At 29.6% G+C, this 25,701-nt stretch carries 46 protein-coding genes; all 46 read left to right on the top strand.

Annotation, left to right across the window (positions count from 1 at the left end):
• Positions 1-57 precede the first annotated feature (57 nt).
• The 46 genes from BN7997_RS09160 to BN7997_RS08975 all read left to right on the top strand — a co-directional run bounded on the left by BN7997_RS09160 (position 58) and on the right by BN7997_RS08975 (position 25,698).
• Entirely contained in the window at positions 58-375 is a 318-nt protein-coding gene (locus BN7997_RS09160) for a hypothetical protein (RefSeq protein ID WP_071120504.1), read from the top strand.
• An 11-nt stretch (positions 376-386) separates the two neighbouring features.
• On the top strand, positions 387-1,265 hold the full coding sequence (locus tag BN7997_RS09155) for an ORF6N domain-containing protein (protein ID WP_083335066.1): 879 nt from the start codon (positions 387-389) through the stop codon (positions 1,263-1,265).
• 10 nt (positions 1,266-1,275) lie between these two features.
• Positions 1,276-1,464, top strand: a complete 189-nt coding sequence (locus tag BN7997_RS09150) for a helix-turn-helix domain-containing protein (protein WP_071120503.1) — start codon at positions 1,276-1,278, stop codon at positions 1,462-1,464.
• Positions 1,465-1,573: 109 nt separating this feature from the next.
• On the top strand, positions 1,574-1,885 hold the full coding sequence (locus BN7997_RS09145; protein WP_071120502.1) for a hypothetical protein: 312 nt from the start codon (positions 1,574-1,576) through the stop codon (positions 1,883-1,885).
• A gap of 79 nt (positions 1,886-1,964) precedes the next feature.
• Positions 1,965-2,438: a siphovirus Gp157 family protein gene (locus BN7997_RS09140; RefSeq protein WP_071120501.1), complete on the top strand. Its 474-nt coding sequence runs from the start codon at positions 1,965-1,967 to the stop codon at positions 2,436-2,438.
• Between the two features lie 12 nt (positions 2,439-2,450).
• Complete coding sequence (gene bet, locus BN7997_RS09135) at positions 2,451-3,338, top strand: phage recombination protein Bet (RefSeq protein WP_071120500.1); 888 nt, start codon at positions 2,451-2,453, stop codon at positions 3,336-3,338.
• 102 nt (positions 3,339-3,440) lie between these two features.
• Positions 3,441-4,208, top strand: a complete 768-nt coding sequence (locus tag BN7997_RS16030) for a helix-turn-helix domain-containing protein (protein WP_071120499.1) — start codon at positions 3,441-3,443, stop codon at positions 4,206-4,208.
• Between the two features lie 43 nt (positions 4,209-4,251).
• Positions 4,252-4,803 (top strand): hypothetical protein, encoded by a 552-nt coding sequence (locus tag BN7997_RS09125; protein ID WP_071120498.1) that lies wholly within the window; start codon positions 4,252-4,254, stop codon positions 4,801-4,803.
• A gap of 43 nt (positions 4,804-4,846) precedes the next feature.
• Complete coding sequence (locus BN7997_RS09120; protein ID WP_071120497.1) at positions 4,847-5,278, top strand: hypothetical protein; 432 nt, start codon at positions 4,847-4,849, stop codon at positions 5,276-5,278.
• Complete coding sequence (locus BN7997_RS09115; protein ID WP_071120496.1) at positions 5,275-5,853, top strand: sigma-70 family RNA polymerase sigma factor; 579 nt, start codon at positions 5,275-5,277, stop codon at positions 5,851-5,853. Before BN7997_RS09120 ends, BN7997_RS09115 begins: the two co-directional genes overlap by 4 nt.
• Before the next feature lie 12 nt (positions 5,854-5,865).
• Positions 5,866-6,018, top strand: a complete 153-nt coding sequence (locus tag BN7997_RS15610; protein WP_154665248.1) for a hypothetical protein — start codon at positions 5,866-5,868, stop codon at positions 6,016-6,018.
• Entirely contained in the window at positions 6,008-6,517 is a 510-nt protein-coding gene (locus tag BN7997_RS09110; protein ID WP_071120495.1) for a dUTP diphosphatase, read from the top strand. Before BN7997_RS15610 ends, BN7997_RS09110 begins: the two co-directional genes overlap by 11 nt.
• Before the next feature lie 10 nt (positions 6,518-6,527).
• A complete protein-coding gene (locus tag BN7997_RS15255) occupies positions 6,528-6,692 on the top strand; it encodes a Spo0E family sporulation regulatory protein-aspartic acid phosphatase (protein ID WP_083335063.1) in 165 nt (54 codons plus the stop codon).
• A complete protein-coding gene (locus BN7997_RS09105) occupies positions 6,653-6,958 on the top strand; it encodes a hypothetical protein (RefSeq protein WP_071120494.1) in 306 nt (101 codons plus the stop codon). The genes BN7997_RS15255 and BN7997_RS09105 overlap by 40 nt, the downstream gene beginning before the upstream one ends.
• A 1-nt stretch (position 6,959) precedes the next feature.
• On the top strand, positions 6,960-7,598 hold the full coding sequence (locus BN7997_RS09100) for a hypothetical protein (RefSeq protein WP_071120493.1): 639 nt from the start codon (positions 6,960-6,962) through the stop codon (positions 7,596-7,598).
• Position 7,599: 1 nt separating this feature from the next.
• Positions 7,600-7,755 carry a DUF6906 family protein gene (locus BN7997_RS15605; protein WP_154665247.1) on the top strand — a complete coding sequence of 52 codons (156 nt, stop codon included), beginning with the start codon at positions 7,600-7,602 and terminating at the stop codon, positions 7,753-7,755.
• 10 nt (positions 7,756-7,765) lie between these two features.
• A complete protein-coding gene (locus BN7997_RS09095) occupies positions 7,766-8,080 on the top strand; it encodes a hypothetical protein (RefSeq protein WP_071120492.1) in 315 nt (104 codons plus the stop codon).
• Positions 8,081-8,095: 15 nt separating this feature from the next.
• Entirely contained in the window at positions 8,096-8,602 is a 507-nt protein-coding gene (locus BN7997_RS09090; RefSeq protein WP_071120491.1) for a hypothetical protein, read from the top strand.
• 8 nt (positions 8,603-8,610) lie between these two features.
• Positions 8,611-8,742 (top strand): hypothetical protein, encoded by a 132-nt coding sequence (locus BN7997_RS16230; RefSeq protein WP_278335250.1) that lies wholly within the window; start codon positions 8,611-8,613, stop codon positions 8,740-8,742.
• A 156-nt stretch (positions 8,743-8,898) separates the two neighbouring features.
• Positions 8,899-9,072, top strand: coding sequence for a hypothetical protein (locus BN7997_RS15600; protein ID WP_154665246.1), 174 nt, complete (start codon positions 8,899-8,901; stop codon positions 9,070-9,072).
• A 167-nt stretch (positions 9,073-9,239) separates the two neighbouring features.
• Entirely contained in the window at positions 9,240-9,428 is a 189-nt protein-coding gene (locus BN7997_RS09085; RefSeq protein WP_071120490.1) for a DUF6877 family protein, read from the top strand.
• Between the two features lie 12 nt (positions 9,429-9,440).
• Complete coding sequence (locus BN7997_RS09080; protein ID WP_083335062.1) at positions 9,441-9,683, top strand: hypothetical protein; 243 nt, start codon at positions 9,441-9,443, stop codon at positions 9,681-9,683.
• A gap of 23 nt (positions 9,684-9,706) precedes the next feature.
• Positions 9,707-9,934 carry a hypothetical protein gene (locus BN7997_RS09075; protein WP_071120489.1) on the top strand — a complete coding sequence of 76 codons (228 nt, stop codon included), beginning with the start codon at positions 9,707-9,709 and terminating at the stop codon, positions 9,932-9,934.
• Positions 9,935-9,971: 37 nt separating this feature from the next.
• Positions 9,972-10,190: a hypothetical protein gene (locus BN7997_RS09070; protein WP_071120488.1), complete on the top strand. Its 219-nt coding sequence runs from the start codon at positions 9,972-9,974 to the stop codon at positions 10,188-10,190.
• Between the two features lie 54 nt (positions 10,191-10,244).
• Positions 10,245-10,406, top strand: a complete 162-nt coding sequence (locus BN7997_RS15595; RefSeq protein ID WP_154665245.1) for a hypothetical protein — start codon at positions 10,245-10,247, stop codon at positions 10,404-10,406.
• A gap of 68 nt (positions 10,407-10,474) precedes the next feature.
• Entirely contained in the window at positions 10,475-10,843 is a 369-nt protein-coding gene (locus tag BN7997_RS09065) for a hypothetical protein (protein ID WP_071120487.1), read from the top strand.
• Between the two features lie 74 nt (positions 10,844-10,917).
• Entirely contained in the window at positions 10,918-11,325 is a 408-nt protein-coding gene (locus BN7997_RS09060; protein WP_071120486.1) for a RusA family crossover junction endodeoxyribonuclease, read from the top strand.
• A gap of 1 nt (position 11,326) precedes the next feature.
• Positions 11,327-11,824, top strand: coding sequence for a DUF1492 domain-containing protein (locus BN7997_RS09055; protein WP_071120485.1), 498 nt, complete (start codon positions 11,327-11,329; stop codon positions 11,822-11,824).
• Between the two features lie 342 nt (positions 11,825-12,166).
• Complete coding sequence (locus BN7997_RS15590) at positions 12,167-12,316, top strand: hypothetical protein (RefSeq protein ID WP_154665244.1); 150 nt, start codon at positions 12,167-12,169, stop codon at positions 12,314-12,316.
• 30 nt (positions 12,317-12,346) lie between these two features.
• Positions 12,347-12,562, top strand: a complete 216-nt coding sequence (locus BN7997_RS09050; protein ID WP_071120484.1) for a hypothetical protein — start codon at positions 12,347-12,349, stop codon at positions 12,560-12,562.
• Positions 12,563-12,626: 64 nt separating this feature from the next.
• Complete coding sequence (terS, locus tag BN7997_RS09045) at positions 12,627-13,322, top strand: phage terminase small subunit (protein WP_071120483.1); 696 nt, start codon at positions 12,627-12,629, stop codon at positions 13,320-13,322.
• Positions 13,309-14,580 (top strand): PBSX family phage terminase large subunit, encoded by a 1,272-nt coding sequence (locus BN7997_RS09040; RefSeq protein WP_071120482.1) that lies wholly within the window; start codon positions 13,309-13,311, stop codon positions 14,578-14,580. Before terS ends, BN7997_RS09040 begins: the two co-directional genes overlap by 14 nt.
• Positions 14,581-14,590: 10 nt before the next feature.
• Positions 14,591-16,003, top strand: coding sequence for a phage portal protein (locus BN7997_RS09035; protein WP_071120481.1), 1,413 nt, complete (start codon positions 14,591-14,593; stop codon positions 16,001-16,003).
• Entirely contained in the window at positions 16,003-16,266 is a 264-nt protein-coding gene (locus tag BN7997_RS09030) for a DUF6275 family protein (RefSeq protein WP_071120480.1), read from the top strand. The genes BN7997_RS09035 and BN7997_RS09030 overlap by 1 nt, the downstream gene beginning before the upstream one ends.
• A gap of 14 nt (positions 16,267-16,280) precedes the next feature.
• Positions 16,281-17,216: a structural protein gene (locus tag BN7997_RS09025; protein ID WP_071120479.1), complete on the top strand. Its 936-nt coding sequence runs from the start codon at positions 16,281-16,283 to the stop codon at positions 17,214-17,216.
• Positions 17,217-17,327: 111 nt separating this feature from the next.
• Positions 17,328-17,879 (top strand): phage scaffolding protein, encoded by a 552-nt coding sequence (locus tag BN7997_RS09020; RefSeq protein WP_071120478.1) that lies wholly within the window; start codon positions 17,328-17,330, stop codon positions 17,877-17,879.
• Positions 17,880-17,901: 22 nt separating this feature from the next.
• The gene (locus BN7997_RS09015; protein ID WP_071120477.1) at positions 17,902-18,789 is read left to right on the top strand and encodes a capsid protein; all 888 of its coding nucleotides are present in this window, start codon (positions 17,902-17,904) and stop codon (positions 18,787-18,789) included.
• An 85-nt stretch (positions 18,790-18,874) separates the two neighbouring features.
• On the top strand, positions 18,875-19,123 hold the full coding sequence (locus BN7997_RS09010; protein WP_071120476.1) for a hypothetical protein: 249 nt from the start codon (positions 18,875-18,877) through the stop codon (positions 19,121-19,123).
• Positions 19,120-19,476 carry a hypothetical protein gene (locus BN7997_RS09005; RefSeq protein WP_071120475.1) on the top strand — a complete coding sequence of 119 codons (357 nt, stop codon included), beginning with the start codon at positions 19,120-19,122 and terminating at the stop codon, positions 19,474-19,476. Before BN7997_RS09010 ends, BN7997_RS09005 begins: the two co-directional genes overlap by 4 nt.
• 1 nt (position 19,477) lies before the next feature.
• Positions 19,478-19,819: a hypothetical protein gene (locus tag BN7997_RS09000; RefSeq protein ID WP_071120474.1), complete on the top strand. Its 342-nt coding sequence runs from the start codon at positions 19,478-19,480 to the stop codon at positions 19,817-19,819.
• Between the two features lie 9 nt (positions 19,820-19,828).
• Positions 19,829-20,185 (top strand): hypothetical protein, encoded by a 357-nt coding sequence (locus tag BN7997_RS08995; RefSeq protein WP_071120473.1) that lies wholly within the window; start codon positions 19,829-19,831, stop codon positions 20,183-20,185.
• Positions 20,178-20,801, top strand: coding sequence for a hypothetical protein (locus BN7997_RS08990; RefSeq protein ID WP_071120472.1), 624 nt, complete (start codon positions 20,178-20,180; stop codon positions 20,799-20,801). Before BN7997_RS08995 ends, BN7997_RS08990 begins: the two co-directional genes overlap by 8 nt.
• Positions 20,802-20,856: 55 nt before the next feature.
• Positions 20,857-21,303 (top strand): hypothetical protein, encoded by a 447-nt coding sequence (locus BN7997_RS08985; RefSeq protein WP_071120471.1) that lies wholly within the window; start codon positions 20,857-20,859, stop codon positions 21,301-21,303.
• A gap of 67 nt (positions 21,304-21,370) precedes the next feature.
• Complete coding sequence (locus BN7997_RS16225; protein WP_278335249.1) at positions 21,371-21,496, top strand: hypothetical protein; 126 nt, start codon at positions 21,371-21,373, stop codon at positions 21,494-21,496.
• Positions 21,493-24,798 (top strand): phage tail tape measure protein, encoded by a 3,306-nt coding sequence (locus BN7997_RS08980; RefSeq protein ID WP_071120470.1) that lies wholly within the window; start codon positions 21,493-21,495, stop codon positions 24,796-24,798. The genes BN7997_RS16225 and BN7997_RS08980 overlap by 4 nt, the downstream gene beginning before the upstream one ends.
• 15 nt (positions 24,799-24,813) lie before the next feature.
• Entirely contained in the window at positions 24,814-25,698 is an 885-nt protein-coding gene (locus tag BN7997_RS08975) for a phage distal tail protein (RefSeq protein WP_071120469.1), read from the top strand.
• Positions 25,699-25,701 lie beyond the last annotated feature (3 nt).

The following is a 25,701-nucleotide window of genomic DNA, read 5'->3' as shown; positions in this document are numbered from 1 at the left end:
TCAACAAAAATATTTTTTCCATAATTAAAATTTATATGTAGAGGGGAGAAATTTAAAATGACAGACAAAGAAAGAATAGCAATGCTAGAAGCAAGAGTAGCTCAATTAGAAGCTATGAAAGTACAGAGTACACCATGGTCTATATTAAGTAAAAGAATAGAGCATGAACTTGACCAAGTTATAGATGACCATAAAACAAAGCATCAAGTAAAAAGTGCAATAACTTGCATATTAGGTAAAGCATTTAATAGAAGAACAGTTTGTATGATGAATGAGAAAGAGTGTAAAGATGCTATGTTGTTTATTAACTTCACAAGAGACTTTATACAAGTGAGAAGAGAGCAATACAAACATAATATATCTAAAATCGTTTAAGGAGGAATAAAATGTCAAGTTTAGCAATAGCACAAACAGAAATAGAAATAACTGGAGTTCAAGAATTTTTAGGTAAAGAAATACCAGTTATAGAAGGTGGATTTGGAGAAGGAGAAAAAGTTGTACTAGCTAAGACAATAGCTGAAATACATGGAGTAAGACTAAATGACATTCAGTCATTAATAAATGAAAATATTGATGAATTCGAGGAAGGTATTGATATTTTAGATTTAAAAAACTCAACCGACAGTATCGGTTCACTTTTAGAACTAGGATTTACCAAGCAATCCATAGCAAATTCAAAAAATATCTACATATTATCAGAGCAAGGATATTTTACTTTAGTAAGTCTTATGAGAACTGATAAAGCAAAAGAGCTTAGAAAGAAATTTAGAAGAGAATATTTTGCAATGAGAAAACAGATTAAAGAGCAAAAACCAACTTGTATAGAAGATTTAATAATTATGCAAGCTCAAAGTTTAAAGGATATGAGACAACAAGTAAATCAAGCTAATAATAATGCACTAAGAGCTAATAGGTTAGCAACCGAAGCACAGGAAGAAGTTAAGTCCATAAAAGAAGTAGTTAGTTTAGATACTACTAGTTGGAGGAGTGAAACTCAAACTTTAATTGCTAAAATAGCTAGAAATCAAGGTGGATTTGAACATATAAACTTACTTAAATCAGAAAGCTATGAACTATTAAATAAACGATTTGGAGTTAATTTAGATATTAGACTTACTAATAAACGTAGAAGAATGGCAGAAGAGGGTGTTTCTAAGAGTAAGAGAGATAAGGCTAACTACTTAGATGTAATATCAGAAGATAAAAAACTTATAGAAGGCTATGTATCAATAGTAAAAGATATGGCTATAAAATATGGAATTTAGGAGGAATAAAATGAAAAAGGTATTAACCGCAACAGATATAGCTGAGTTATTAGGAGTATGCGAAAAGACTGCATACGGTCTAATAAGACAAGCATTAGCAACTGATAATATGTTTAAAGTCATAAAAGTAGGAAGGTTATATAAAATACCTACTCAACCATTTTTAAATTGGCTAGATAATTGGGAGGGGGTGAATTAAATGAATATAAAGATACTTCAAGACTTTATAGAAGAATTCAAAGATAAAGATATAGACAAAAAATTCTATGCTTTAAGAGAGTATAAAAGAATAAAGGTAGGTGCTTAAAATGGAAGCAATAAAGAAAATCTTACAAAGTGATGTAAGAGCTTTAAATCAAAGTATAGTAGAAACACAAGCGGTTATAGATAAATGTTTTAACACTATGTTAGATGCATTACCAGGAACAGATGAATATTTAAAAGTAAAGGTAGAACATGATATCAAGAGTCAAGAAAAATGGCTTTACTATGGTCAATTAGGAGCAATTGAAAAAATGCTTAAACTTCTATCAGATAAAGAAGAAACAGATAGTTTAGAAGAGGATATAGAGGCTTATAACTACTTTGAATCAGTAGGAGCAGAAGAATTACCATTTTAATAAAAAAAAGAGCCTTAAAAAAGGCCAAAACAAAAAAATTAAACTGATTATATTATATGAAACTTAGGAGGAAATATCAATGAATTTATACGAATTAAGCACAGATTTAGTTGCATTAAGAGATATGCATGAAGTCGAAGAAGTGGAACAGATAAAAGCTATTATAGAAGCTGAAATAGAAACTAAATCTACAGGAATAGTAGCAGTAGTTAGAAACTTAGAAGCTACAGTAGATGCTATAGATACTGAAATAAAAAGACTTACAGATTTAAAGAAAGTTAAGAAAAATAATATAGATAGACTAAAAGAATACACAAAGGAATGTATGGAATTAAGGGGAGTTAAGAAGCTAGAAACTAGTTTAGGGAATATAAGTATCAGAAAGACACCAGGAGCGGTAAATATATTGGATGAAGCAATTATACCTTTAAATTATATAACTATAGAGCAAGTTAAAAAAGTAGATAAAAAAGCTTTATTAAAAGATTTAAAAGACGGTTTAATTATAGATGGTGTAGAGCTTAAAACTGGTACAAGTTTAACTATTAAGTAGGAGGATTGCCATATGAATAATTCAGTTTCAATAAATAAAAGTGCTTTAAGTTTAGCGGAGTTTAAAACAGAGACAGGACAAGTATTAACTGCAGAAACAGTTAAGAATTACTTAGTAAGTGGAAATGGAGCAGTTACGGATCAGGAGACGTTAATGTTTATAGAGTTATGTAAGGCTCAAAAACTTAATCCGTTTATAAGAGAAGCTTACTTAATTAAGTTTGGAAACTCACCAGCAAATATAGTAGTCGGTAAAGATGTATTTGTTAAAAGAGCTTATAGAAATCCTAACTTTGAAGGAATGAAAGCTGGAATAGTAATTTTAAAACCTGATGGAAGTATGGATTATCGAGAAGGTAGTTTAAAAGCACCTAAAGAGATTTTAGTAGGTGGATGGTGCGAAGTATATGTAAAAGATATGAAGTTCCCTATTAGGTCTGAAGTTAGTATGGAAGAATACTCAAAAGGTCAAAGTACTTGGAAGCAAATGCCATGTGTGATGATAAGAAAGTGTGCTATGGTAACAGCTTTAAGAGAAGCATTCCCAGAGGATTTACAAGGGATGTACGATGCGGCAGAAATACAAAATGTACCTGATAAGTTACCCGAAAAAGAAGTTAAAGTTGGTTATGCTACACCAGGACAAAAACAAGGGATTATGAAGTTAGCATCTATGAAAGGTTTATATGACTATGATAATCCAAAGGATATATCTAAGATGCAAGAATTTTGTGAGAGTAATGGATATTGTTTAAAAGAGCTTAAGTTTGATGAAGTTCAAGAAGTTTTAGATTTACTTACTAAATATGAGCCTAAAGAAGAATTTATAGATGCAGATTTTACTCCATTAGATGAAGATAAATTTGCAGATATAGATGAACAGGTAACATTAGAGGTTTAGACATGAATTTAATAATAATGGTGATTATATGGGATGCTCTAGTTTTAGCTGGAGTATTCCAAGCAATCAAACTATACAGAAGATAAAAAGTAGGTGTTAAATTTGGGAAAAGAAAATATAGCTAAAAGTTATTATGCAATTATACCTGCGAATGTTAGATATGATGAAGATTTAACTCCTAATTCAAAATTACTATATGGAGAAATAACAGCTCTTTGCAATGAGAAAGGATATTGCTGGGCGAGTAATGATTATTTTGCAGAGTTATATAAAACAACTACAAGAACCGTATCTAGATGGATTCAACAACTTATAAGCAAGGGGTATATATCTTCTAAGATGATTTACAGAGAAGGAACTAAAGAAGTGAAAGAAAGACATATTTATCTTGGTGTTATAGGTGGTGACAAAAATGTCAGTACCTACGGACAAAAATGTCATAAGGGTATAGACAAAAATGTCAGTACCCCTCCTGACAAAAATGTCCAAGATAATAATACAGGTTTTAATAATACACTTAATATTACAACCACTAATAAAGAGGTGGAGGATAAAATAAAATCTTATTTTGACTTAGAAGAAAAAGAAATAAAAAAAGTAGCTAATACACACTTAGCTACTAACAGAGATATTAGTTATTTAATTGAAAAGTTAGAACTAGTAAAAAGTAAACCTGATATAAGAGATGTTGTAGGTTACTTAATATCCGCTCTAAAAAATGATTATAAACCTATTATTGACAAACCAAAGGCTTTTATACCTGCTGTTAATACTAGATTTCATAATAATTGCAATCAAACATTTACAAAATATACACCAGATGAACTTGAGAGGATACTTCTAGAAAGCCAAAGAGGAAAATTTAATTAAAGGGAGCTTGTGCTCCCTGGTAAATAGAGGAGATTGAGGATTTATGAAAATATTAGAAAAAATACAAACTAAAGTTAATGATTATAATCAAGATTTATACTCACTGCCGATAAGTATTGGGAATTATGAGTTACTAATAATCATAGATGGTAAGTTTACTACTTTTAAAAATTTAAGTACTAGAAAAGAGTTATGTATATCAATTATGAAAAATGGTGAAGTTGCAGATATAGAAGAACTTAAAACCTTTAAAAGATTTGAAGAATTGGAAGAAAAATATATGTTTAATACATGGAATGTTATACAAAGAGATTTAATCAATGATTTAATTGAATATCTAGAAAATAAAGATTTCGAAGAAAAATGCAACCAACTAAATAAAGAGCTTGAAGAATGTATAAAAGAGATTATATTAGCTAATGAAATATGTACACCACCAAGTAGAATAGGGAAAGTTGAAGATATCAAACGAATGTTAGTATGCACTACATGTAATAGAAATGAAACAGCATATACAGACATAGATTATTTTAATTGTAGTGATGAATTTTTAAAATGCCCGTACTGTGGGGAAGTAATGAAGTTAATGAAATAATTAAGGGGAGCTTATGCTCCCTGGTAAATAAGGGGAGATTGAGATGTTAATAAGAACAAGTAATAATTTTAATAATTCTATAGGTCCAAGCTTAGAAGATGATTTAATAGCTTTAAATTATCTAGCATTTGCTAGATGTGTAGCTGGTTATGAAGTTGATGGAACAGTTAGATATATAAGTGTAGATAAAACACTAGATGTATATAAGCTGCATGATAGAAATTACATTGAATATGCAGAGTATAAAGAAGGATATAAAAGGCAGAAGTCAATGAAAAAGAGACAAATAAAGGTATTGTGCCCTATAAAACTTTACAATGTTGAAACTGGGGAAGAACATATCTTTGAAACTCAATTGGATGCAAGTAAATTTTTATCGTTGTCTAGATCTGGGCTATCTCATCTTTTAAGAAAAAATGGAACTTCAAAGAGTGGATGGAAGGCAGAATACTATGAAGCGAGGGGAGAAATATGAGAACTAAAGAAGAGATAGAGAAGTTAGTTGAAGAGAATATAAGTCTAGTTGACTTTATGCTATATAAACATTTCAGGCCTTTTATAAACTTATATCCATACTTAGTAGATGATCTAAAACAAGAAGGATGTATAGGACTTATAAAAGCAGCAGAACAGTTTGATGCAACAAAAGGAGCATTTACAACAATAGCTACTTTTAAGATAAAAAATGCAATGCTACGTTTTTATCAGAGGTATGTAAGAAAACATTATAATAATAAAAACATAACAGTTATAAGTTCAGATGTTAATGTTACAGATGATGAAAAGATAACATTATTAGATTCTGTAATTTCAGAAGATTCTAAAAAAGATTATAGAGTTGATTCAATAATGACTAGAACTGAATATTCAGAGATTAAGGATATTAATTTAATTCTTAATATGACAGCACAAGGATACTCACAAGAAGAAATAGCAAAAGTTATAGGTACAAGTCAAGTTCAAGTATCGAGAAGAATTATTAAATTTAAGCAAGAATACGCAGCTATAACTAAACTTTGTGAAATTACTCATAAGATAAAAGCTAGTTAGTAGGTGGGAGATATGATAGTTAAATTAGAGAATAGAATGTCTCTTATAGCTCGTGCAAAATACTTAATGGATAAATATTCAATGAATGCATTTGAAGCGATTAAATGGGCAGAACAAGAATTTGAAAAACAAATGAAAATGGGGGAATTAGAAAATGAAAAATAAAGTTATTGATTTTACATATGCAAATAAGGAGCAAAAGAACTTCTTAGAGCATTTAGAAACTAGCAAAGATATAAAATATCCAAGTGAAACATTGAACGTCCCTATGTGGCTTATATTAGCTTTACATAGTGAATTATCAGAAGTTTTAAATGCAAGCAAGCTTCATAAGTTTTGGGACAAGTCAGAGATTAATAGAGAACATCTTATAGAAGAGTTAGGCGACTTCCTAAGTCATATGGCAAACTTAGCAAATTTTTTAGAAGTAGATCTAATAACGGAAATACCAGAAATACAAGTAACAGCTCCAGAAGTAACTTTCAATCAATTATCTTATAGAATAACAACTTTAAACTGGAACAAAAGACATGCTAGAAATACTTTAATAAAACAAATAATACCTTCATTTGTTGAGTTAGTATATTCTTTCGGTTTTAATTTAGATGAATTAAAAACGGCATATTATAAAAAAATGCAGCACAATTACACTAGATTTAACTAAGGGGGCAAGTATGGAAGAGCTAAGAAATGCACTAAATGAGTTATATGACCGTTTTGGACATAATGAAGTTACTGTAGCACTTAGTCAGATACTAGATGAATATATTGCACAAAAACAATTGGAGGAGTTTGAGAAATGGAAATATACAAACAAGTTACAAAAGATACAGATGTAGTAAACATAGCATCTTTCCAGAATTTAAATTTTGAGTTCTGGAAAGATGAAAATAAGAAAGATTTAGATAGAGAAATAGAAGCAGATGCAAGGTTAAAACTAGGGGTTATGGAATTACTACCAGCATTCGATAATCTGATAACCATCTATGAAATAAAGTGGAATAAATCAAGGAACGATTTTAATGTAATGGAACGAGATCTTGTAACAAATGAGTTTAAAAAACTATACGGAAAAAGAATAGATAAATTAATGGGGGAGAAATAAGATGAAAATGTTTAATTACCTTAATCAAAAACAAATTAGTGATATGATGCTACTATTTTGCCTAGCAGATAAGATCGAGGAGATAGTAGACAGATGGGTAGTACATGAAAATATGACAAAAGAGGAAGCAAAATATATAAGAACTAGTAAGACTTATTACAATAAATTCTTTAATAGTGTACAAGAGCGATTACCTGACAAAGAAAAAGATAAATTAATAAAAAGATATAGTAATTTTCATATGTCAATACAAGATAAATGGCTATTAAAAAAGTTCCAGGATGATATGAATGAGAAATCTAAAACAGTAAGGATGGAAAGACCTATATTTGAAAAGTTTGCAATACAGTTATTTAATAAAAATTGTAAGGACTGTACTAAGACAAGCGAAGAGTGTGAATTACACGATATACTATACGAAAATCTATTCCCAGCAGAAGAAAAAATGAAGAACTGCTGCTATGCATTTGAAAGTATAGAAGCAAAAGCTCAAAGGCTTAAATTAGAGGAAGAAAAGAGACTAGCTAAAGAATTAAAGAAGAATACTTTAAGTAAGAGAGCTAAGAAGAAAAAAGCTAATAGGTTCGATGAAGATGATGAAATAATTGAATATAACTTTACACCAAAGGGGGACAAGTAATATGAAACAAGGTAAGAAGTTAACACGTAGACAAATGCAAGTATTAGCTAATGCTGGATACGATTTTATGGAATGGCTTTTAGAAAGACAGAATCACAACAGCTATACATATGTTAATAGAACAACTAAAGAGTTAATAACTTTGTACTACAAATAGGGGGATTAATATGAAACTAAAGAAAAAAGATTTAATAGTGCATGAATCAGGAGCAGTTGGAACAGTATTAAAAACTTATTTAGATGAAAATAAGCAAGTATATGTACAAGCTTTAACCGATAACGGGCTAATATATGGAAAGTTAGAACAGTTTAGAAACAAAGATAGTATGTTACTTAGATGTAATAGTTGCAATAAGGAAAGCTATGAGGACTTTTTAGAAGTAGATACTGATAGTCAATTATATAAATGTGAGTGTGGATCTTCCACATTCACACCACTAAATATAAGTGAAGATTTTGATATAGAGATATTAAATTATTAATAGGGGGAACTAAAGATGAAATTTTCATTAATGTTAAGAAAAACACATGAAGCAGAATTAGATAGAGCTATAAATATAATAACTGAAAAAAATAGGGTTATAGCTGTTAAAAAAGATGAATTAAAAGCAGAACAAAAAATTAAAGAAGTTTTAGCAAAAAGAATTGAAGAATTACAATATAAAAATACGATGTTATGTGAAGATACTGACTTTTTACAAAATAAAGTTGATGCATTAAAAGAAGATAATAGCACTTTAAAAACTAACTTAGAGGAATTAGAAGTTAAGTGTAAAGAATTAGATCAAGCTAATAGAAAATTAATAGAAATGTTTAATGATGCCAACCGAAAGAACTGGTGTAACAATGAAAGTTCTAGACAATTAAAGAGATTATCAGAAGAAATACTAGAATCAGATAAAATAAATAAGACTAATTTAGCAGCGTACATTTACAATATATCTCAATACGTAGGTGGAGGTATTCCAGCCGAAATAAAAGTAATTGAAGATATTGAAAAGTAGGTGATGTTATGGCTAAAGCTAAAATACTAGGAGCATATGCAGAAAAATGTGAGTATTGTAATGGAGTAGTGTACAAGCTTGTGACATCATTAGGAATAATATATCAATGTAAATGTGGTGCGACATATCAAGGTAGATAGGAGCAACTATGAAAGATTTAATAATATTAAGTGTAATTATTATTGCAGTAGTTGGAGCACTTGATGCTCTAGCTATTGTAGCAAAAAAGTATAAAAAGTAAAACTCTTGGATTTATAGTCTAGGAAACAAAAAAACATATTTTATGAGGTGAAACTATGTATAAATTCTTAGAAGAAAATATTGAAACTGTAGTAAAAACTTTAGTGTTAATTTGTATATTAGCTGTAGCATTTTTTATAAATTATAAAACAACAGAAGCTAGAGTTGAAAGATTGTATAAAGTTAATAATACTACCTTCACAGATGTTATGCTTGAAATGTTTAGATAATAAAAGATGGGCTTTAATAGGAGGATATTAATATGTATAAGTATTTAGAAATGTTTGAAGAAATAATTGATGCAGTGATAAGCAATGAAAGTGAGGACGCATTTGAAGAATTTAAAGATAGAGTAATAGAAAGACTTAATGAGATAGATTAAAAGAGGAGTTTTAATATGAAAATAAATACTCATGAAGATTTTAATAATGCGATATTAAATTATAATATACCGACTGAAATACTATTAGACGTAAAAAATAGAATAGGAGATTGGACTTCGAGTGGAGGAAGTTTAGATGATCCATATATAAAGCAACAATGGAAATACATTGAAAATTATATAAATAATTGTATTAACAAATAGGAGGTGGAGATTATGATAAGTCCTTTAGTGATGAAATATATAGTACCAGAACAGAGAAATGAAGCTGAGAAACGAGTTTTAAATGGCGAAAAGGTTATAGTCAAACCAGGAGAATGTATTAATTGTCCTAGGCAATACTATGTACTTGAAAAATTTGAAATAGTTAAAGTATCTTGTCCTCACTGTGGAATTGAATTAAAGATAAGATGTTATAAAAATGGAAATATAAAAATAGAAAGAGTTTTTAGTAAGTAAGATAGGAGTTTTAGGAGGAAATTATGAAAAATAAAAAATTAATGTTATGGGAGAAAAATAGGAATGGAAGTATATATAAAGAGCTTTCACTTGGTAATGCACATTATTTAATTATTAAGTACTATAAGAATAATACAATAAAATATAAATGTAAAATTTGGATGCAGAATAGATATAAGAGTTTATATTTATGCAATAATCCAAGACTTGCGTTAGATTATATTTACAATTACAGCAGAAATTCTAATTAAAATCAAAATTTTAAAGGAAATTGAGGATGAAATTAAAATGAATTATGAGATAAAAAATGGACTTTTAAAAATGCAAGGATTTGATATAGGAAACAAAATTCTAATAAGTGATGCAGATGAAGTAACATTTTCAAATGAAGAAAATGGTACATATACTAATGCAAAAGAAGTAGAAGTTATAATTGAGATTGAAACTTTGAAAACTTGGATTGAAGAATATGGACTATTAGACGATATAGAAATTGAAAACTATTAATCAAAATAAAAATTCTAATTAAAATAAAACCATTAAGGAAATTTGGAGGAAGTTATGAAATTTAAAATATATTGCGAAGAATGTGAGTATACATTTGATAATGAGAGTGAGTTAGAAAGAAAGAATTATATAGGTAGAGATTACGACTTATTATGTTGTCCTTTTTGTAAAAGCGATTCTGATTTAAGATTAATTGTAGATGAAGAAAGTTGTTAAAATAAAACTTTTAAGAGAAATTATCAATATATTGATAATGATAACTGAATGAAAATAGGAGATTGAATATGAATTTAAGATGTAAATATACAATAGGCAGGTCTGAAAGGCATGTAGAAATAGGTGCAGGTAAAGACAAGGTTACACATACATATCATACAACAGTAGTAACAGATCACAAGTACTATGATTATGATGTTTGGAAAGATAAAGTATTACAACAAGTTAAGGTAAAACTAGAAACTGATATATTTAATAGATTAAAGAAATATAGTTTAGATTATTTAGCTTGGATTAATACGGAGGAGGAAGCTCACAAATATGCATTAGATTTATATTCATGCAGAATATGGGAGAATAAAAATTGGGTAGGATATGAAGTATTTAATCAGTTGTTAAGTAAAAGTGAGCTTACAGAACAAATAAGTTTAATATAGAAAAAGGATTTGAATTTTAGACTACATTTGAAGAATAAATTTCAGAAATTAATTAATGAAATAGGAGAATGAGTATGAGAGTTGATTTTACAATTCCGTCAGCACCAGTACCTAAGTCGCGTCCTCGATTTAACACAAATACAGGACGAGCTTTTACAGATGATAAGACGAGGATATTTGAAAGCTTAGTAAGTTTGGCATATGGAGCTAGACATTACTTTGATGATAATTATATAAGAATAAGAATGAAGTTTAAATTTGAAGTACCAAAGAGCTACAGCAAAAAGAAAAGAATAGACGCTTTAGAAGGTAAAATAAGACCGACTAAAGCTGATATTGATAATTATATTAAAAGTGTACTTGATGGACTTAATGGAAAGGCTTTTAAAGATGATAGATATATTTATGCAATATTAGCTGAAAAAGAATATTCAGAAGAGGCTTGTATAGAAGTAAGTATAGAAAATGTAGAGGGGGATTAGTATGACTAAAGAAGAATATAGTGAATTATTTAGAAAAACAGAAGGTAAATTATTCGATTACAAGAGGATAAAAAGTGCAATAGAAAAAATTGAATTAGATATAGAGGAAATAAAAAATGAGTATATAGGATGTGGAGCAATAGGCTATGAAGAAAGAACAGGTCCGACATATAATATAAGTAGATTAGTAGAAAATGAAGTTATAAAAAAAGAACAAAGAATAAATTACTTAGAATATAGAAAAAGACAAAAAGAAATAGAAAAAAGGAAGATAGAAATAGCTATAAATAATTTTACGTTAGAGCAAAAAGAATTATTTGATATTTTATATATGAGTAATAGAAAGAGAGTTCCTAGATATGAAATATTAGATAAAATGCATATATCCAAAACTACATACTATGAATTAAGAGAATCATTAGTAAGAAGTGCTATAAACTCTATATATCCAGATATACTAGAGCGAGAATTATTTAATAATTTTACAAATTCAAAATGAGGGACATTTTAAGGACAAAGTTGGGACAAAATATAATTTTATATATGTTATTATATTAATATAGAAATTTATATAATTTCAATTATTCCCCTAATATGTATATTTCTCTAAAAGGTAGGACTCCCCTCCTACCTAATATGCAAGTAAGAGTATTGGTAGGTGCAACTCCTACAACTTGCACCAAATAAAAAATAATACCCTATTGGGATGAAAGGAGTAGCCTTTTTGTAATAAAGCTGCGTTTTCAGAGGTTATTATTTAAGTTTCTGTTTAATATTAAGAAGGACTCATACCTTTCACGTGTGGGTCTTTTTTAGTATTCAAAATTAAAAGGTGAGGGATATGGTTAAGGTTTGGAAGGATGCAAATGAAGCTATAAAAATGATACATGATATAGAAGATAGTAAGTTAAGAGAATTAGATATAGAAATGAGAAAGAAACCTAAGTTTGATAAATATAAGAAAAAAGAAGGAAATTATCGAATTAAATAGAATTATATGTTTTATGGAGGTGGTAGATAAATGAGAAAATCAGTTGCATCTATAAAAGATATAGTTACCGTTGGAGGAAGTGTTATACTTGATGCTAATGAGTACACTACTTTAGCTTTAAAAGAAATAGCTGTCATATGTAAAAGTAGAGATAGTAAATTAATATTAAAAAATGCAAAAGTTAAATCGACTGTTGATTTAAAAGAGTTAGCACTTTTTAAAAGTGTAATATTAGATTTAACTTAAATTAATGGAACTCTAGAAATAGGGTTCTTTTTTATTTTCCAAAACGAATATATGAGGTGGTGGTATGGCAAGAGCGCCAAATGAAAAGGTAAAAGAGGCATATGAACTTTATAAAAAAGGTTATAAGTTAGTTGAAATATCAAAGAAATTAGATGTCCCGGATGGAACTGTAAGGCGTTGGAAAAAGACATACAGTTGGGATAATGAACGTTCGGAAAATAAAAGTGAACGTTCACAAAAAAATGATAAAAAAACAAAATCTAAAGGTGGACAACTTAAAAATAAAAATGCAGAGAAGTTTGGATTCTTTTCTAGGTATTTACCAGAAGAAACACAAGAGCTTATAGGAGCAATATTCGAGAAAAATCAACTTGATATATTGTGGGAGCAAATAACAATACAATATGCTGCAATAATAAGAGCACAAAAGATAATGTATGTTAGAGATAAAGATGATATGGCTAGAGAGCTCAAGAAAATTAAATCAAGTGAAAATGGAGAAGAAACAGAGTACGAACTTCAATTTGCATGGGATAGAAATGCAACTTTCTTAAATGCTCAAAGTAGAGCCATGAGTGAACTTAGAAACTTAATAAAGCAATATGACTCTATGGTTAATAATAACTTAGAGTTAGTTACTGAAGAACAAAGATTAAGAATAGAAAAACTGAAAGCTGAGGTAGGAAAGTTAAGTAATAAACAAGATAATGATATAACTATAAAAGTAGTAAGGGCAAGTGAAAAACATGGAAGAAGTTAGTTTTGCAGTCAATGATCACTTTGAAGATTTTATATTTAATTGGGATTACAAAGACTATTTTTTAGTTGGTGGATATGGTAGTTCTAAAAGCTATCATGTTGCTACTAAGATATTGCTTAAGCTTCAGCAAGAAAAAAGAAAGTGCCTAGTTGTAAGAGAAGTATATGACACTATAAGAGATTCTTGTTACTCACTATTTGAAGATATAGTTGTAGCTATGGGACTAGAAGATAAAATAAAGTTTAAGAGTTCTCCTATGAAAATATTATTTCCTAATGGTTCTCAAATAATTTTTAAAGGACTAGATAAACCTGCTAAACTTAAATCGATAAATGGTGTATCGATAGTATGGTTAGAAGAATGTAGTGAATGTAAGTATGCTGCATTTAAAGAGTTAAGAGGTCGTTTAAGGCATTTAACAGATACTAACCATATAATCTGTTCAACTAACCCTGTAGAAAAAGCTAATTGGACATATTCTCATTATTTTATAGATGAAGAAAATGATAACATTGTTCTGAACGATGATGAATTGTATGAAAAAAGAGTAATTATAACAAATAATACATATTATCATCATTCAACTTGTGATGATAATTACTATTTACCACAAGACTATATAGAAGAACTTGAAAAGATGAAAACATATGATATTGATTTATATAGAGTTGCCAGGCTTGGAAGATATGGGGTAAATGGTACAAGAGTATTGCCACAATTTCAAGTTATGCCAGATGAATGGATCCAAGAACAAGTTGGTGGGATATCTAGTAGATGGTATAGATATGGTATGGACTTTGGTTTTGAAACTTCATACAATGCATTGATAAGTATGGCTATAGATGATGAAAATAAAGACTTATATATATTTAATCAATATTACAAGAATAAAATGACAGATGATAAAACGGCTATTGAAATAGCTGATTATAAGGATAAGTTAATAACTGCAGATTGTGCAGAACCTAAAACTATAAAATATTATCAACAACAAGGTTTTAGAATGAGGAAATGTAAAAAGTTCGCAGGAAGTAGACTTCAAAATACAAAGAAAGTTAAAAGATTTAGGAATATATATTGCTCTGATGCATGTAAAGATGTAGTTAAAGAACTTAAAAACTTAACCTATGCTACAGATGCAAAAGGGAACATAATATATGACGAATTTAATATAGACCCTCATAGTTTTAGTGCTATTTGGTATGGATTAGATGATTATGAAGTTGCAGACTTAAAGAGAACTTATAACAGTAGATAGGAGGTGTAATATGCAAAATATAATACAAGCAGAATTAGGTGGATTGTATGGTAATGAAGTTATAAAAGAAATGAATGAAATAATAAAACTTTATGATATTTATGATGGCCTAGGTCAAGATTGGATAGTTGATGAAAAAGATTATACTCCAACTAAGAAAAAGACTAATTATATTAAAAAGTTAATAAAAGAAGAAGCTAGGTTCTTATTTGGTAAAACTCCTATTTTTACTGTACAAGTAGAGGACGATAAGTATCAGGATCAAGTAGAAGAAATAAATAAGTATATAAATAAGCTTCTTAAAGATAATTTATTTGAAGATAAGTTGGTAAAAGGTGCTAGAGATTGTTTTATAGGCAAAAGGATAGCTATAAAGCTTCATGCTGATACTATTACTAAAACTATAAGAGTAATGTTTGTACCTAGTTTAGAGTTCGTATATGAGCCTTTTGAGGACAGAGTAGATGAACTTAAAAAGATAATATTCTTCCATCAGATGAACCAGAAACAAGATAAATCTAAGCAGGTTATATGGAAACAAAAGTATGAAATGGTAGACGGTAAATGTATATTAAACGAAGGTTTCTATAATGGTAATGGTGATTTACTTGAAACACTAGCGGTTAATGTAGACTTAAAGCTAAGTGGGATACCTGCTTATGTAATCTTAAATGATGGACTAAGTGGTGATTTAAAAGGTGAATCTGATGTAGAAGAAATACTAGAGAACGGTATAGAGTACAATAAATTAACATCAGAGGATTTAGATGCACTTAAAAAAGGTATGAATAGGATAATTTATGGTACTGACGTAGATCCAGAAGCTAGTAAACATTTTAAGTTAAAACCAGGAGCATATTGGGATGTATCTACAGATATAGCATCGGATGGAAAACAAGCTCAAATAGGAACTATAGATACTGACTTTAACTATGACACAAGAATGGAAAATACCTTAAATAGAATAAAAGCAGATATGCACGAAGTTTTAAATATACCTATGATAAATAATAGTGATTTACAAGGTATGATGACTAGCGGCAAGAGTATGAAAGCTTTATATTGGCAATTAATTACTAGATGTGAAGAAAAAATGATGTCATGGCGTCCAGCTTTAGAGTGGATGATAAGAGCTATACTTGAAATGAATGAAGTTTATAGTATAACTACATTACCTAAGTTAGAAAACTTTGATGTAGTTGTAGAAAATCAATATCCATTACAAGAAAATGAAGATGAGGAAATGACATTAGATTTACAGAAAGTTAATGCTCAAACTATGAGTAGAAAAACATTTATAAAAAAATGGACTAATGTTACTGATGATATAGCAGAAGAAGAGTTAAAACAAATACAATTAGAAAAGCAGATGTTAGAAGATAGCTATAGCCAATTTGAAACCGATTTAGGAGATGATGAATAATGGAAACGAATAAATTTATAGACATATGTAAAGAAGAAATAGTTAAATACTTTAATAATGAGTGTGATAAGACCGATAATTTTGAATTAACTACAGATGATGTATTCGTTGTATGGAATTGCAAAACACTTCAAAATAACAAAGCTTTATTATCTACTACTGTTAGTGATGGAATGTACTATGAAATAACTTACAATGGAGATAAAAATGAAATTTACTTTGATGCTTATAAAAAATGGAAAAATAAAAAAATTTCTTTATAGAAAGTGAATAGAATATGGCATCTAAAAATTATCTTAAGCTATGCGAAGAAGCTCAAAATAAAAAACTTAAGTTAGCTAAGAAACAAGAAAAGCAGATAAAAGAAATATATGAAAATATGTATTTAAAGGTATCTAAGAAACTTTCTAAAGTTAACCCTAATACTTTATCGGAAAGGTATTTGGAAGAGCTTAAAAATGAACTAGAAAAAGAAATTAGAACTATTCATAGGCAAGTTGGAAAGATTATTAATAAGAATATAGAAAAATCATCGGAACTAGCTAATAATGTACAGCTAGATTTTTTTATGTCTATTAATAGTCAGTACAACTTGAATATGAAGGATACTTTTTCAAGTATGTTTTCTAAGATACCTAAAGATGCAATGAATGAGATATTATTCGGTAAAGCTTACAAGGATTGTAAAGGACTTAGTGAACGTATTTGGGAATATACTAAGAAATTTAATAAAGATATTGATTATATTATTGCAGAAGGTATTGCTAATAAGAAAAGTACATATGAAATAGCTAAGGATTTAGAAAGGTATGTTAATCCTGATGCAGTCAAGGACTGGGAATGGTCGAAAGTGTATCCTCGTACTAATAAAAAGGTTGATTATAATGCTCGAAGATTAGCTAGAACTGCAGTTAATCATGCATTCCAACAAGCACAGAAAAGAAGTTGTGAGAAAAATCCTTATGTAGAAGGTATTAGGTGGATTAGTGCTAATTCTCATGGAAGAACTTGTGAATTATGCAGGGAACGAGATAATCAAGTGTTTAGTGTTAAAGATGTACCTTTAGATCATCCGAATGGTTTATGTACCACAGTACCAGAAATACCTATGTCATTAGAAGAAATAGGAACGGAACTTAGAGCATGGGTAGATGGAGAGAAAAACATAAAATTAGATAAATGGTTTAAAGATTATGGAGAGGACTTTTTATAAGTTCTCTTTTTTTTATCGTCTTTTTAGGTTAGCTATTAATAGACGTAAAAGAATTAAATGCTAACTTAATCTAAGTGGTCGAAACCACGTTAAAAAACGTAGGAGGATATTATGTTAAAAGAATTATTAGGTGAGGAACTATACTCACAAGTAACAGAAAAGCTTGGTGATAAAAAAATAATGGTTGATGATGGTAACTTTATACCTAAATCTAGGTTTGATCAGGTTAATCAAGCTAAGAAAGAATTAGAGGTACAGTTAAAAGACAGAGATACACAATTAGCCGAGTTATCTAAAAATAATAAAGATAATGAGAACTTACTTAATCAGATTAAAGACTTGCAAGCTTTAAATAAACAAACTACTACTGATTATGAGAGTAAAATAAATCAGATGAAGTTTGATCATGCATTAGAAGGTGCACTAAATAATGCTAAATGTAAAAATTCTAAAGCTTTAAGGGCCTTACTAGACATAGATAATGTGAAGTTAAATGAGGGCAAGTTAGAAGGTTTAGAAGAACAACTGAATAAGTTAAAAGAATCAGATAGCTATCTATTTGATTTAGAAACTACTCCGGCTAATACTGGAGGGTTAGGAAACTTTGGAAGAGGTGGAGCAGAAGTTAATATGTTCGACTTTAATTTCCAATCATTAAAATAATAAAAAATAAAGGAGAAATAATATGGCAAATTTAAACTATGCACAACAATATTCACAAGCTTTAGCTCAAGCTTACCCAAACGTTTTAAGATTTGGTAGATTATGGAGCAATGAGAATGCTACAAAATATAGAGTAGTAGATGCAAAAACAATACAAATACCTTCTATAACTGTAGGTGGTAGAACAGATGGAAATAGAGATACAATAGGAACTTTTACTAGAAATTTTGACAATGCTTGGGAAACTAAAACATTAAAAAATCATAGACAATGGCAAACTTTAGTGCATCCTAAAGATGTAAATGAAACTAATCAAGTTGTTACTATACAAAATATAACTAAAACTATGAATGAATTTGAAAAGTTCCCAGAAATGGATGCTTATACAATATCGCAATTATATAAATTAAAGGATGAACAAAAAACAATAGTTGCTGAAAGTGCTGATTTAACTTCTGAAAATATAATGACTAAGTTTGAAACTTTGATGGATGAAATGGATGAAGCGTTAGTACCTTCTGTTGGTAGAATATTATATGTTGATACATATACAAAAACATTAATAGACAATGCGATAACTATAGTAAGAGCTAATGGTCAATCTTCAATAGCTAAGGCTGTAACAAGGCTTGAAGAGGTTGAAGTAATACCAGTACCAACTAAATTAATGAAGACTAAATATACATTTACAACTGGTTTTGCACCTGCTGAAGATGCTAAAGATATAGCTATGATGTTAGTTCATCCTTCTGCTATATTACCAATAGCATCTTATGAGTTTGCACAATTACAAGCTCCAAGTGCATTAACTCAAGGTAAATATGTATACTTTGAGGAATCATTTGAAGACATATTCATTTTAAATAAAAGACATGATGCAATAAAGTTTGTTGTTAAGTATGAAGCCTAGCACACGATTAGCTTCAATAGTCGAAGAAGTGGAAGTCCCACAAAAAACTAAAAGAACAAGAAAAAAGAAAGTTGAGTAACTTAAAATGGGAGAGATTCAAGAACTTAAATTAATATTAAGGGAGGAAACTTCTCCCTTTTTTACTGATGAAGAAATAGCATATTATTTAAATAAAAACAAAAATAGCATAAATGATACTGCATATGAATGTTTATTATTAAAAGCCGAAGATGATAGTATACAATTACCAGGAGGACTTACTTTAGCTAATAATAGTTCATACTGGTTAAGACTAGCAAAGAAATATAAACCTAATGGGAGCAGGATTTTATGATAGCTAATAAAATAAAGCCTAAAATACAAAAAGTAATAGAGAAATTTCCAACTTATGTTGATATTTATAGGGATGTTAAAAATGAATTTGGAGAACTTGGAGGAAAAGACCTTGTATGCAGTGTAAAAGGCTTTTACCATGAAGGTAATACTCAAATTAGTGCTATTACTACTGATAAGGGGCAAGTAAAAAGAAGTAAGCAGATGTTTTTTATGGTTGTATATGATGAAGATACTATTAAGATAAAAGAAAATGATTACTTCTTACTTGATAATGTTAAGTATATTATCAAAGACTTAGGTAACCAAAATAGGTTAAATATTTACTTTGATATGTTAGTCGAGAGGTGTTAATATGAGTTTTAAATTTGATGCTAATAACCTTATAAAAGGAATAGCAGAAAGAGAAATTAAAACTAAAGCAGCAGTTGGTTTATATGCAGATAGTGTAGCTAAGAAAATGGAAGCTCATGCAAAAAACAATTACAAATGGACACCTAGAACTGGACAGGCACACCAAACACTTAATGGTACTTGGAAATGGAATGGTAGTGTAGCTAGAGTAGAATTGAGTCATGGTGCTAGTTATGGTGTATACCTTGAATTTTGTAATGAAAAACGGTATGCAATAGTTAAGCCAACTATTGATTTAATAAGTCCTAAAGCAATAAGAGGATTAGCAAATATATTAAAATAAGGTGATGTAATGTTTACAGAGCTATATAGATATTTAAAAATAAAAGGATTTGATGTGTATTCTATTGGTCAACATGAAGGAATATGCGTAAGTCCTTATTTAGTTATAAAAGAAAATGGAGAAAGTGATATAGCTGGAACTTCATACATCAATGATTTAGTTGAAATATTGGTCTATTATCCTATAGGTAAATATAGTTCATTATCAATTTATACTGATAAGCTAAAATCAGAAATGAAGAGTTATAAAAAACTAAAAAGAGTTATAGATCCTATGCCTATAATAATTGATGATGATAAAAAAGCATATATGACTTCATATACATATAAAAAAATTAAAGTGAAAGAAGGTCGATTAAATGGCTAATGAATTTACACAACTACCTTTAACTGATGTAGTTTTAGTACAATTAGTTACTAAAGAGCAATCTCCGAGGACTTTATCTTTTCAGACTTCTGATGAAATAAAGACAGAAGAGGTTATTAAAGAAGGTGAAGCTAAAGAACTAATAATAAAAAATCAATTAATAGCTAAAAAAGAAGTTCCAGATTTAATGTTAGGATATGATTTAACATTTAAAGATAATGTTATGTCGCCAGAAGTTATGCAAGTGGTACAGGGTGGAACAATAGAATATGATCCAGAAACAAGAAAGTTCAAAAAGTACGAACCTACAGCAATAGGTACAAAACCTAATTTAACTGCTTTTGATACTATAGTATATTCTGAAATAGTTGGAGATGATGGAGCAACAGGTGAATATGCTAAATTTACATTCCCTAACTGTAAAGGTGGAAATGTACCTGTGAACCTAAAGGATGGAGAATATTATTCTAATGAGTATAAGGTTAAGTCTAGACCGGCTATAGGTCAAAAACCATATACCTTAGAAATAGTTGATGTATTACCAAGTGGAGTAAGAGCATTTGGTTATGATTTTTATGAGGAAGTTGAGCCATTAAAAATAGAAAAAAAGAAGTAGATTTTAAGGATAGAGATTAAATTCTCTATCTTTTTTATTTTAAGGAGGGACTAATATGCAAGTAACAAGTTTAGAAGAATTAAAACAGATAGCTAAAAAAGTAAACGGTGAAGTTATAGAAATACCTGGATTTGATGATATGTCGGTATTAAATGTAAAGGTAAAAAGAGTATCATTAACTGATTTAGTACAATGTGATGTATTACCAAATATTCTTTTATTAGAGGTGCAGAAGATACTTGATAAGAAACAAAAAGGTCATGAAATAAAAGGTAAGGAGTATGAAAGAGCTGTTAAAAATTTAGAGCAATTTACAGAAATAGTTTATAAACAAGCGTTAATAGAACCTAGTGTTGATGATTTTAAATCTGTAGGTTTAGAGTTAAATAAAGTTCAGAAATCAATGATTGCAGAGTATGCAATAGGAGATACAAGTAGATTAGAACGATTTCGTGCGTTCAGAGAAAGTCTTAAGAATAATAGCGCAAGCAAAGAATTATAATAAACTTCCTAGCGAAATTTTAGGAATTACAAATACATATACAGCCTTTTGTTTTAATGAAGCATGCTTGCATATTCAATTAGCTCTGGAAGATAAAGATACAAAAGTTATATTTGATGAAAAGAGACTTAAAGAAGATGGAACAAGAAGAACTTTCCTAGATATGGCTCTAGAGAAAGGAGGAAATCTATGAGTATAAATGCAGGTACTGCAATAGGTTATTTAGATTTAGATATTAAAGGTTTTGAAAAAGGTATAAAATCAGCAACTCAACAGTTAGGAATATTTAATAAAGATACTGCAACTAGTGGTCAGAAAATGGAAGCTCTAGGTGGAGTTATGAAAAGTGCAGGAGCTAATCTTACTAAGTTTGTTTCAGTACCTTTACTTGGAGTAGGAGCTTTATCTATAAAGACTGCTGGAGATTTCCAAGCTGGTATGAGTAAAGTATCGGCATTAAGCGGTGCTACAGGTTCTGAGCTAAAAATGCTTGAAGATAAAGCTAAAGAAATGGGAGCTAGCACGAAATTTAGTGCTACTGAGGCAAGTGATGCACTTTCTTATATGGCTTTAGCTGGTTGGGATGCTGAGCAAATGGCAGCAGGGCTTGAACCTTCTTTAAAATTAGCCGGTGCAGCTGGTATGGACTTAGCTTTAACTACTGATATAGTAACCGATACTATGTCAATGTTTGGTATGAAAGCTAATGAAGCAACTAAAATGACTGATATGTTAGCATATGCTCAAGCTAACTCGAATACAGATGTACAACAATTAGGAGAGGCTCTCAAGTACTGTGGAGCTTCAGCTAATGCTATGGGTTATGACCTAGCAGATACAACTGCATTATTAGGAACATTTGCAGACCAAGGACTTAAAGGTTCTTCAGCTGGTACCACTTTAAATGCTATGTTCAGAGACATGAAGAAGAATGCAGAAGATGGTGCTATAGCTATAGGTAAAACTAAAGTTGCTATAGTAGACTCTCAAGGTAACTATAGGGATATGACAGATATACTTGCAGATGTAGATAAAGCTACTCAGGGAATGACTACAGCTCAAAGAGATCAAGCATTATCATCTATATGGGGGACAGAAGCTTTAAAAGGCGTAAATATGGCATTTGAAGCTGGTATTCCAAAAATACGAGAATTTGAAGAAGGAATAAGAAATTCTGACGGAACTGCTAGTAAAATGTATGAAACTATGCAGGATAATTTAAAAGGAGCTATAGATAATCTTAAATCTGCTTTTGAAGGTGCTTGTATTGTTGTAGGAGAAAGATTAATACCTATGTTTGAAGGAGTAATAGAATGGCTTACAGATTGTCTTACATGGTTCAATAACCTGGATGAAGGAACTCAAACATTTATAGTAGCTATAGGTGCTTTGGTAGCGGCCATAGGACCTTTTTTAATGATAGGTGGGACTTTATTGACTATGTTGCCTAATATGGTAACAGGGTTTAACTTGGCTAAAGGTGCCGTGTTAGCATTTCAGGGAGCCACATTAGCAGTTCCAATAGCAATAGCTTTAGTTGTTGCCGCGGTAGTTGGATTAATAACAGCGATAGGTGATAATGCTAATGCATTAAGTTTTTTGCAAGATAAATTTGGTGTATTTGGAACTATTTTAGGTGCTATATGTGAGTTTATAGCTGGAGTAGTTCAACTTACATTTGGTAATATGATTATAATAATAACTACTGCAGCTGAAGCTATAGGAGCTATATTAACAGGCAAGTTTAGTAAAGTAGATGATATAGTCAAAGAAGGATGGGCCAAAGTTGAAAATAATACCGCAAAAGCTATGAGTAATATAGTAGCAGAAACATCTACTGCCTTAGAATTAATTAAGGCTTCAACTGAACAAGATTTACAGGGAGTAGTTAATACCTTTGATTTAGCTATGCAAGAGTTACCTAATCTTACGAGAGATAATTCCAGTCAAGTAGCTAAAATATTTACAGATAATATGCAAAATTTAGATGAACAGTCTCTTACAATCTTAAGAGGTACAAGTGATTCTATGGCTGTACTATTTGAAGGTATAACTACAAATATGGATAATGAGCAAGCTACTAAAAAGTTTACAGCTAACTTAGAAAGTATGGCTACTAGTGGTAAGTTTAGCACAGACACACTTCAACAAGATATGGATAAAGCAATGAAATTAATAAATGAAAATATGCTAATTGAAGGTGAAGCATTTAAACAAACCGCTACAAATGTATTTAATCAGTTTAAAACTATAGGTCAACAAGGTGCTAGTGAAATGGCTGATAATGTAGTAGCTGAATTGCAAAGTATGGACCAGGAAACTTTTACTCAATTAACTAGCATGGGAACAACATGGAGTGGTATATTTAGTGGTATAAGTTTAGATGGATCAATGAATACACAACAAATGAAAGATGCTATATTAAATAATCTTAATAGCATGGGTATTGATGGAGCTACACTTATAAATCAGCTTAGAACAGAAAGTACTACGCATATGAATAGTATGTCTAATGAGGCTGATAAAGCTACTAAAGATATGAGTTCTAAAATTGATGCTAATACTAAAAGTGCTAAAGACAAAGCGTCTAAGAATACAAAAGACTTAGCTACTGATGTAGATAAAAATACAAAAGATGCAAAAGATAAGGCAAATATTAATACTAAAGGGATAGCAACAGACACGGACACGAATACTAAAAAAGCTGCTTCTAGTGCAAGTAAGAATACTGCAGAAGGTGCTAAATCTGTAGAACAAAATATGTCTAAAATGTCTAAAGATGCTAAGACTAATACTTCTAAGGTTGCAACGGATACAGATGCTGACTTTAAAAAAGCTAATAGAAGCATTCAACAAGAAGCCACTAATATGTACAATGGAGCAAAACAGTCATTTATACTATTAGCTCAAGTTGCAAAACAAGCAGGAAGTGATATGTATAACGGTATTCGAATGTCCGCAGAGATGATGGCAAATAGTGCAAAACAAAGTGCAACTAGCATGTACCTAGGTGTTACTAATAGTGTTACATCTATGGCTAATTCTGCAATATCATCATGGAATAATATAAGATCGGCGTATAGTGTTCCTGTGCGTGGGGAAATTATTATAACAACTACATATAGAACTGTATATGAAACTGTAGGATCACCGTCAGGCGAATCTAAATCTATTCAAATTAATAAAGATAATAATGTAGAAACTATATCTTTATTTAATAGAGATACTTATGAAAGAGCTAGAATATCGAGCAATAACTTAAATAAAGCTTTTTATAGTCAAAGTGTAGCATCTTCATTAGTTGAAAAAACTTTAAATAAAGAGTTAAAAGAAATATTTGAAGAAGTTAAAAAAGGTATAAACAAAAAGGATAAAGCAGAAAAGAAAATAACTATAAATAATACATACAATAGTCCGAAATCTCTAAGTATTAGAGAACTTAAGAGACAAGATGAAATACAAATGAGAAGATTAGCTATGCAATTAAACTTTTAGAAAGGAGGTACTAACTTGATAAATAAAATAATATATGAAAATGAAAGAGGTATATCTATTGAATTAAATCGAGAAGGTCCTCTTTTTTTATTCAAACCAGAAGGCTTTGATGGACTAGAATCTGATATAGTAAGTTCTAAAAGTGCATATCAAGAGGGTATAAATATATCTAAAACTATTTTAAAAGATAGAATATTAACTTTAAATTGTTATTTAGAAGTTGATAATGAGCAACAAAGGTATATATTAAAAAGAAAGTTGTATAATGCTTTTAATCCTAAGCTAAAAGGTCATATGAAAATATATACAGATGCAGGATATTTGAGAGGTGCTAGTAATTTAAGAGTAATACAAGCACCTTTATTTGATGATGATTATGAAACTACAAATGAACTTGTAAGTTTTCAAATACAATTAGCTATGCCTTTACCTTATTTTGAGGATATAAATGAAAATAGAGCTGATTTTGGGAATGATATAGGTAATTTCTTCTTTGATTTAGAATTAGAAGAAGAAGGCAAAGAATTATCTATAAAAAATAACTCTATAGTTACAAATATATTTAATGAAGGAGATGCACAAACTCCTATTAAGGTAGTATTTAAAGCTAGAACTGTTATTGAAAACCCTTCAATATATAATGTTTACACAAAAGAATTCATTAAGCTTAATTATACTATGCAAGAAGGAGAAGAAATAACGGTTACTACACATCATGGAAATAAACGTGTAGAGAGTTATTTAAATGGTATAACTAAAAACATTTTTAATGATTTAGATATTAATTCAACATTCATATGGCTTGATATAGGTGATAATGTGATTCGATATGACTCTGATACTATGATTGAACAATTAGAAGTGTACATATATTACACTAACTATTACTTAGGAGTGTGATAA

Source organism: Romboutsia timonensis (assembly GCF_900106845.1).
GTDB classification, from domain to species: Bacteria; Bacillota; Clostridia; order Peptostreptococcales; family Peptostreptococcaceae; genus Romboutsia; species Romboutsia timonensis.
This window is presented reverse-complemented; position numbering and strand designations above follow the sequence as displayed.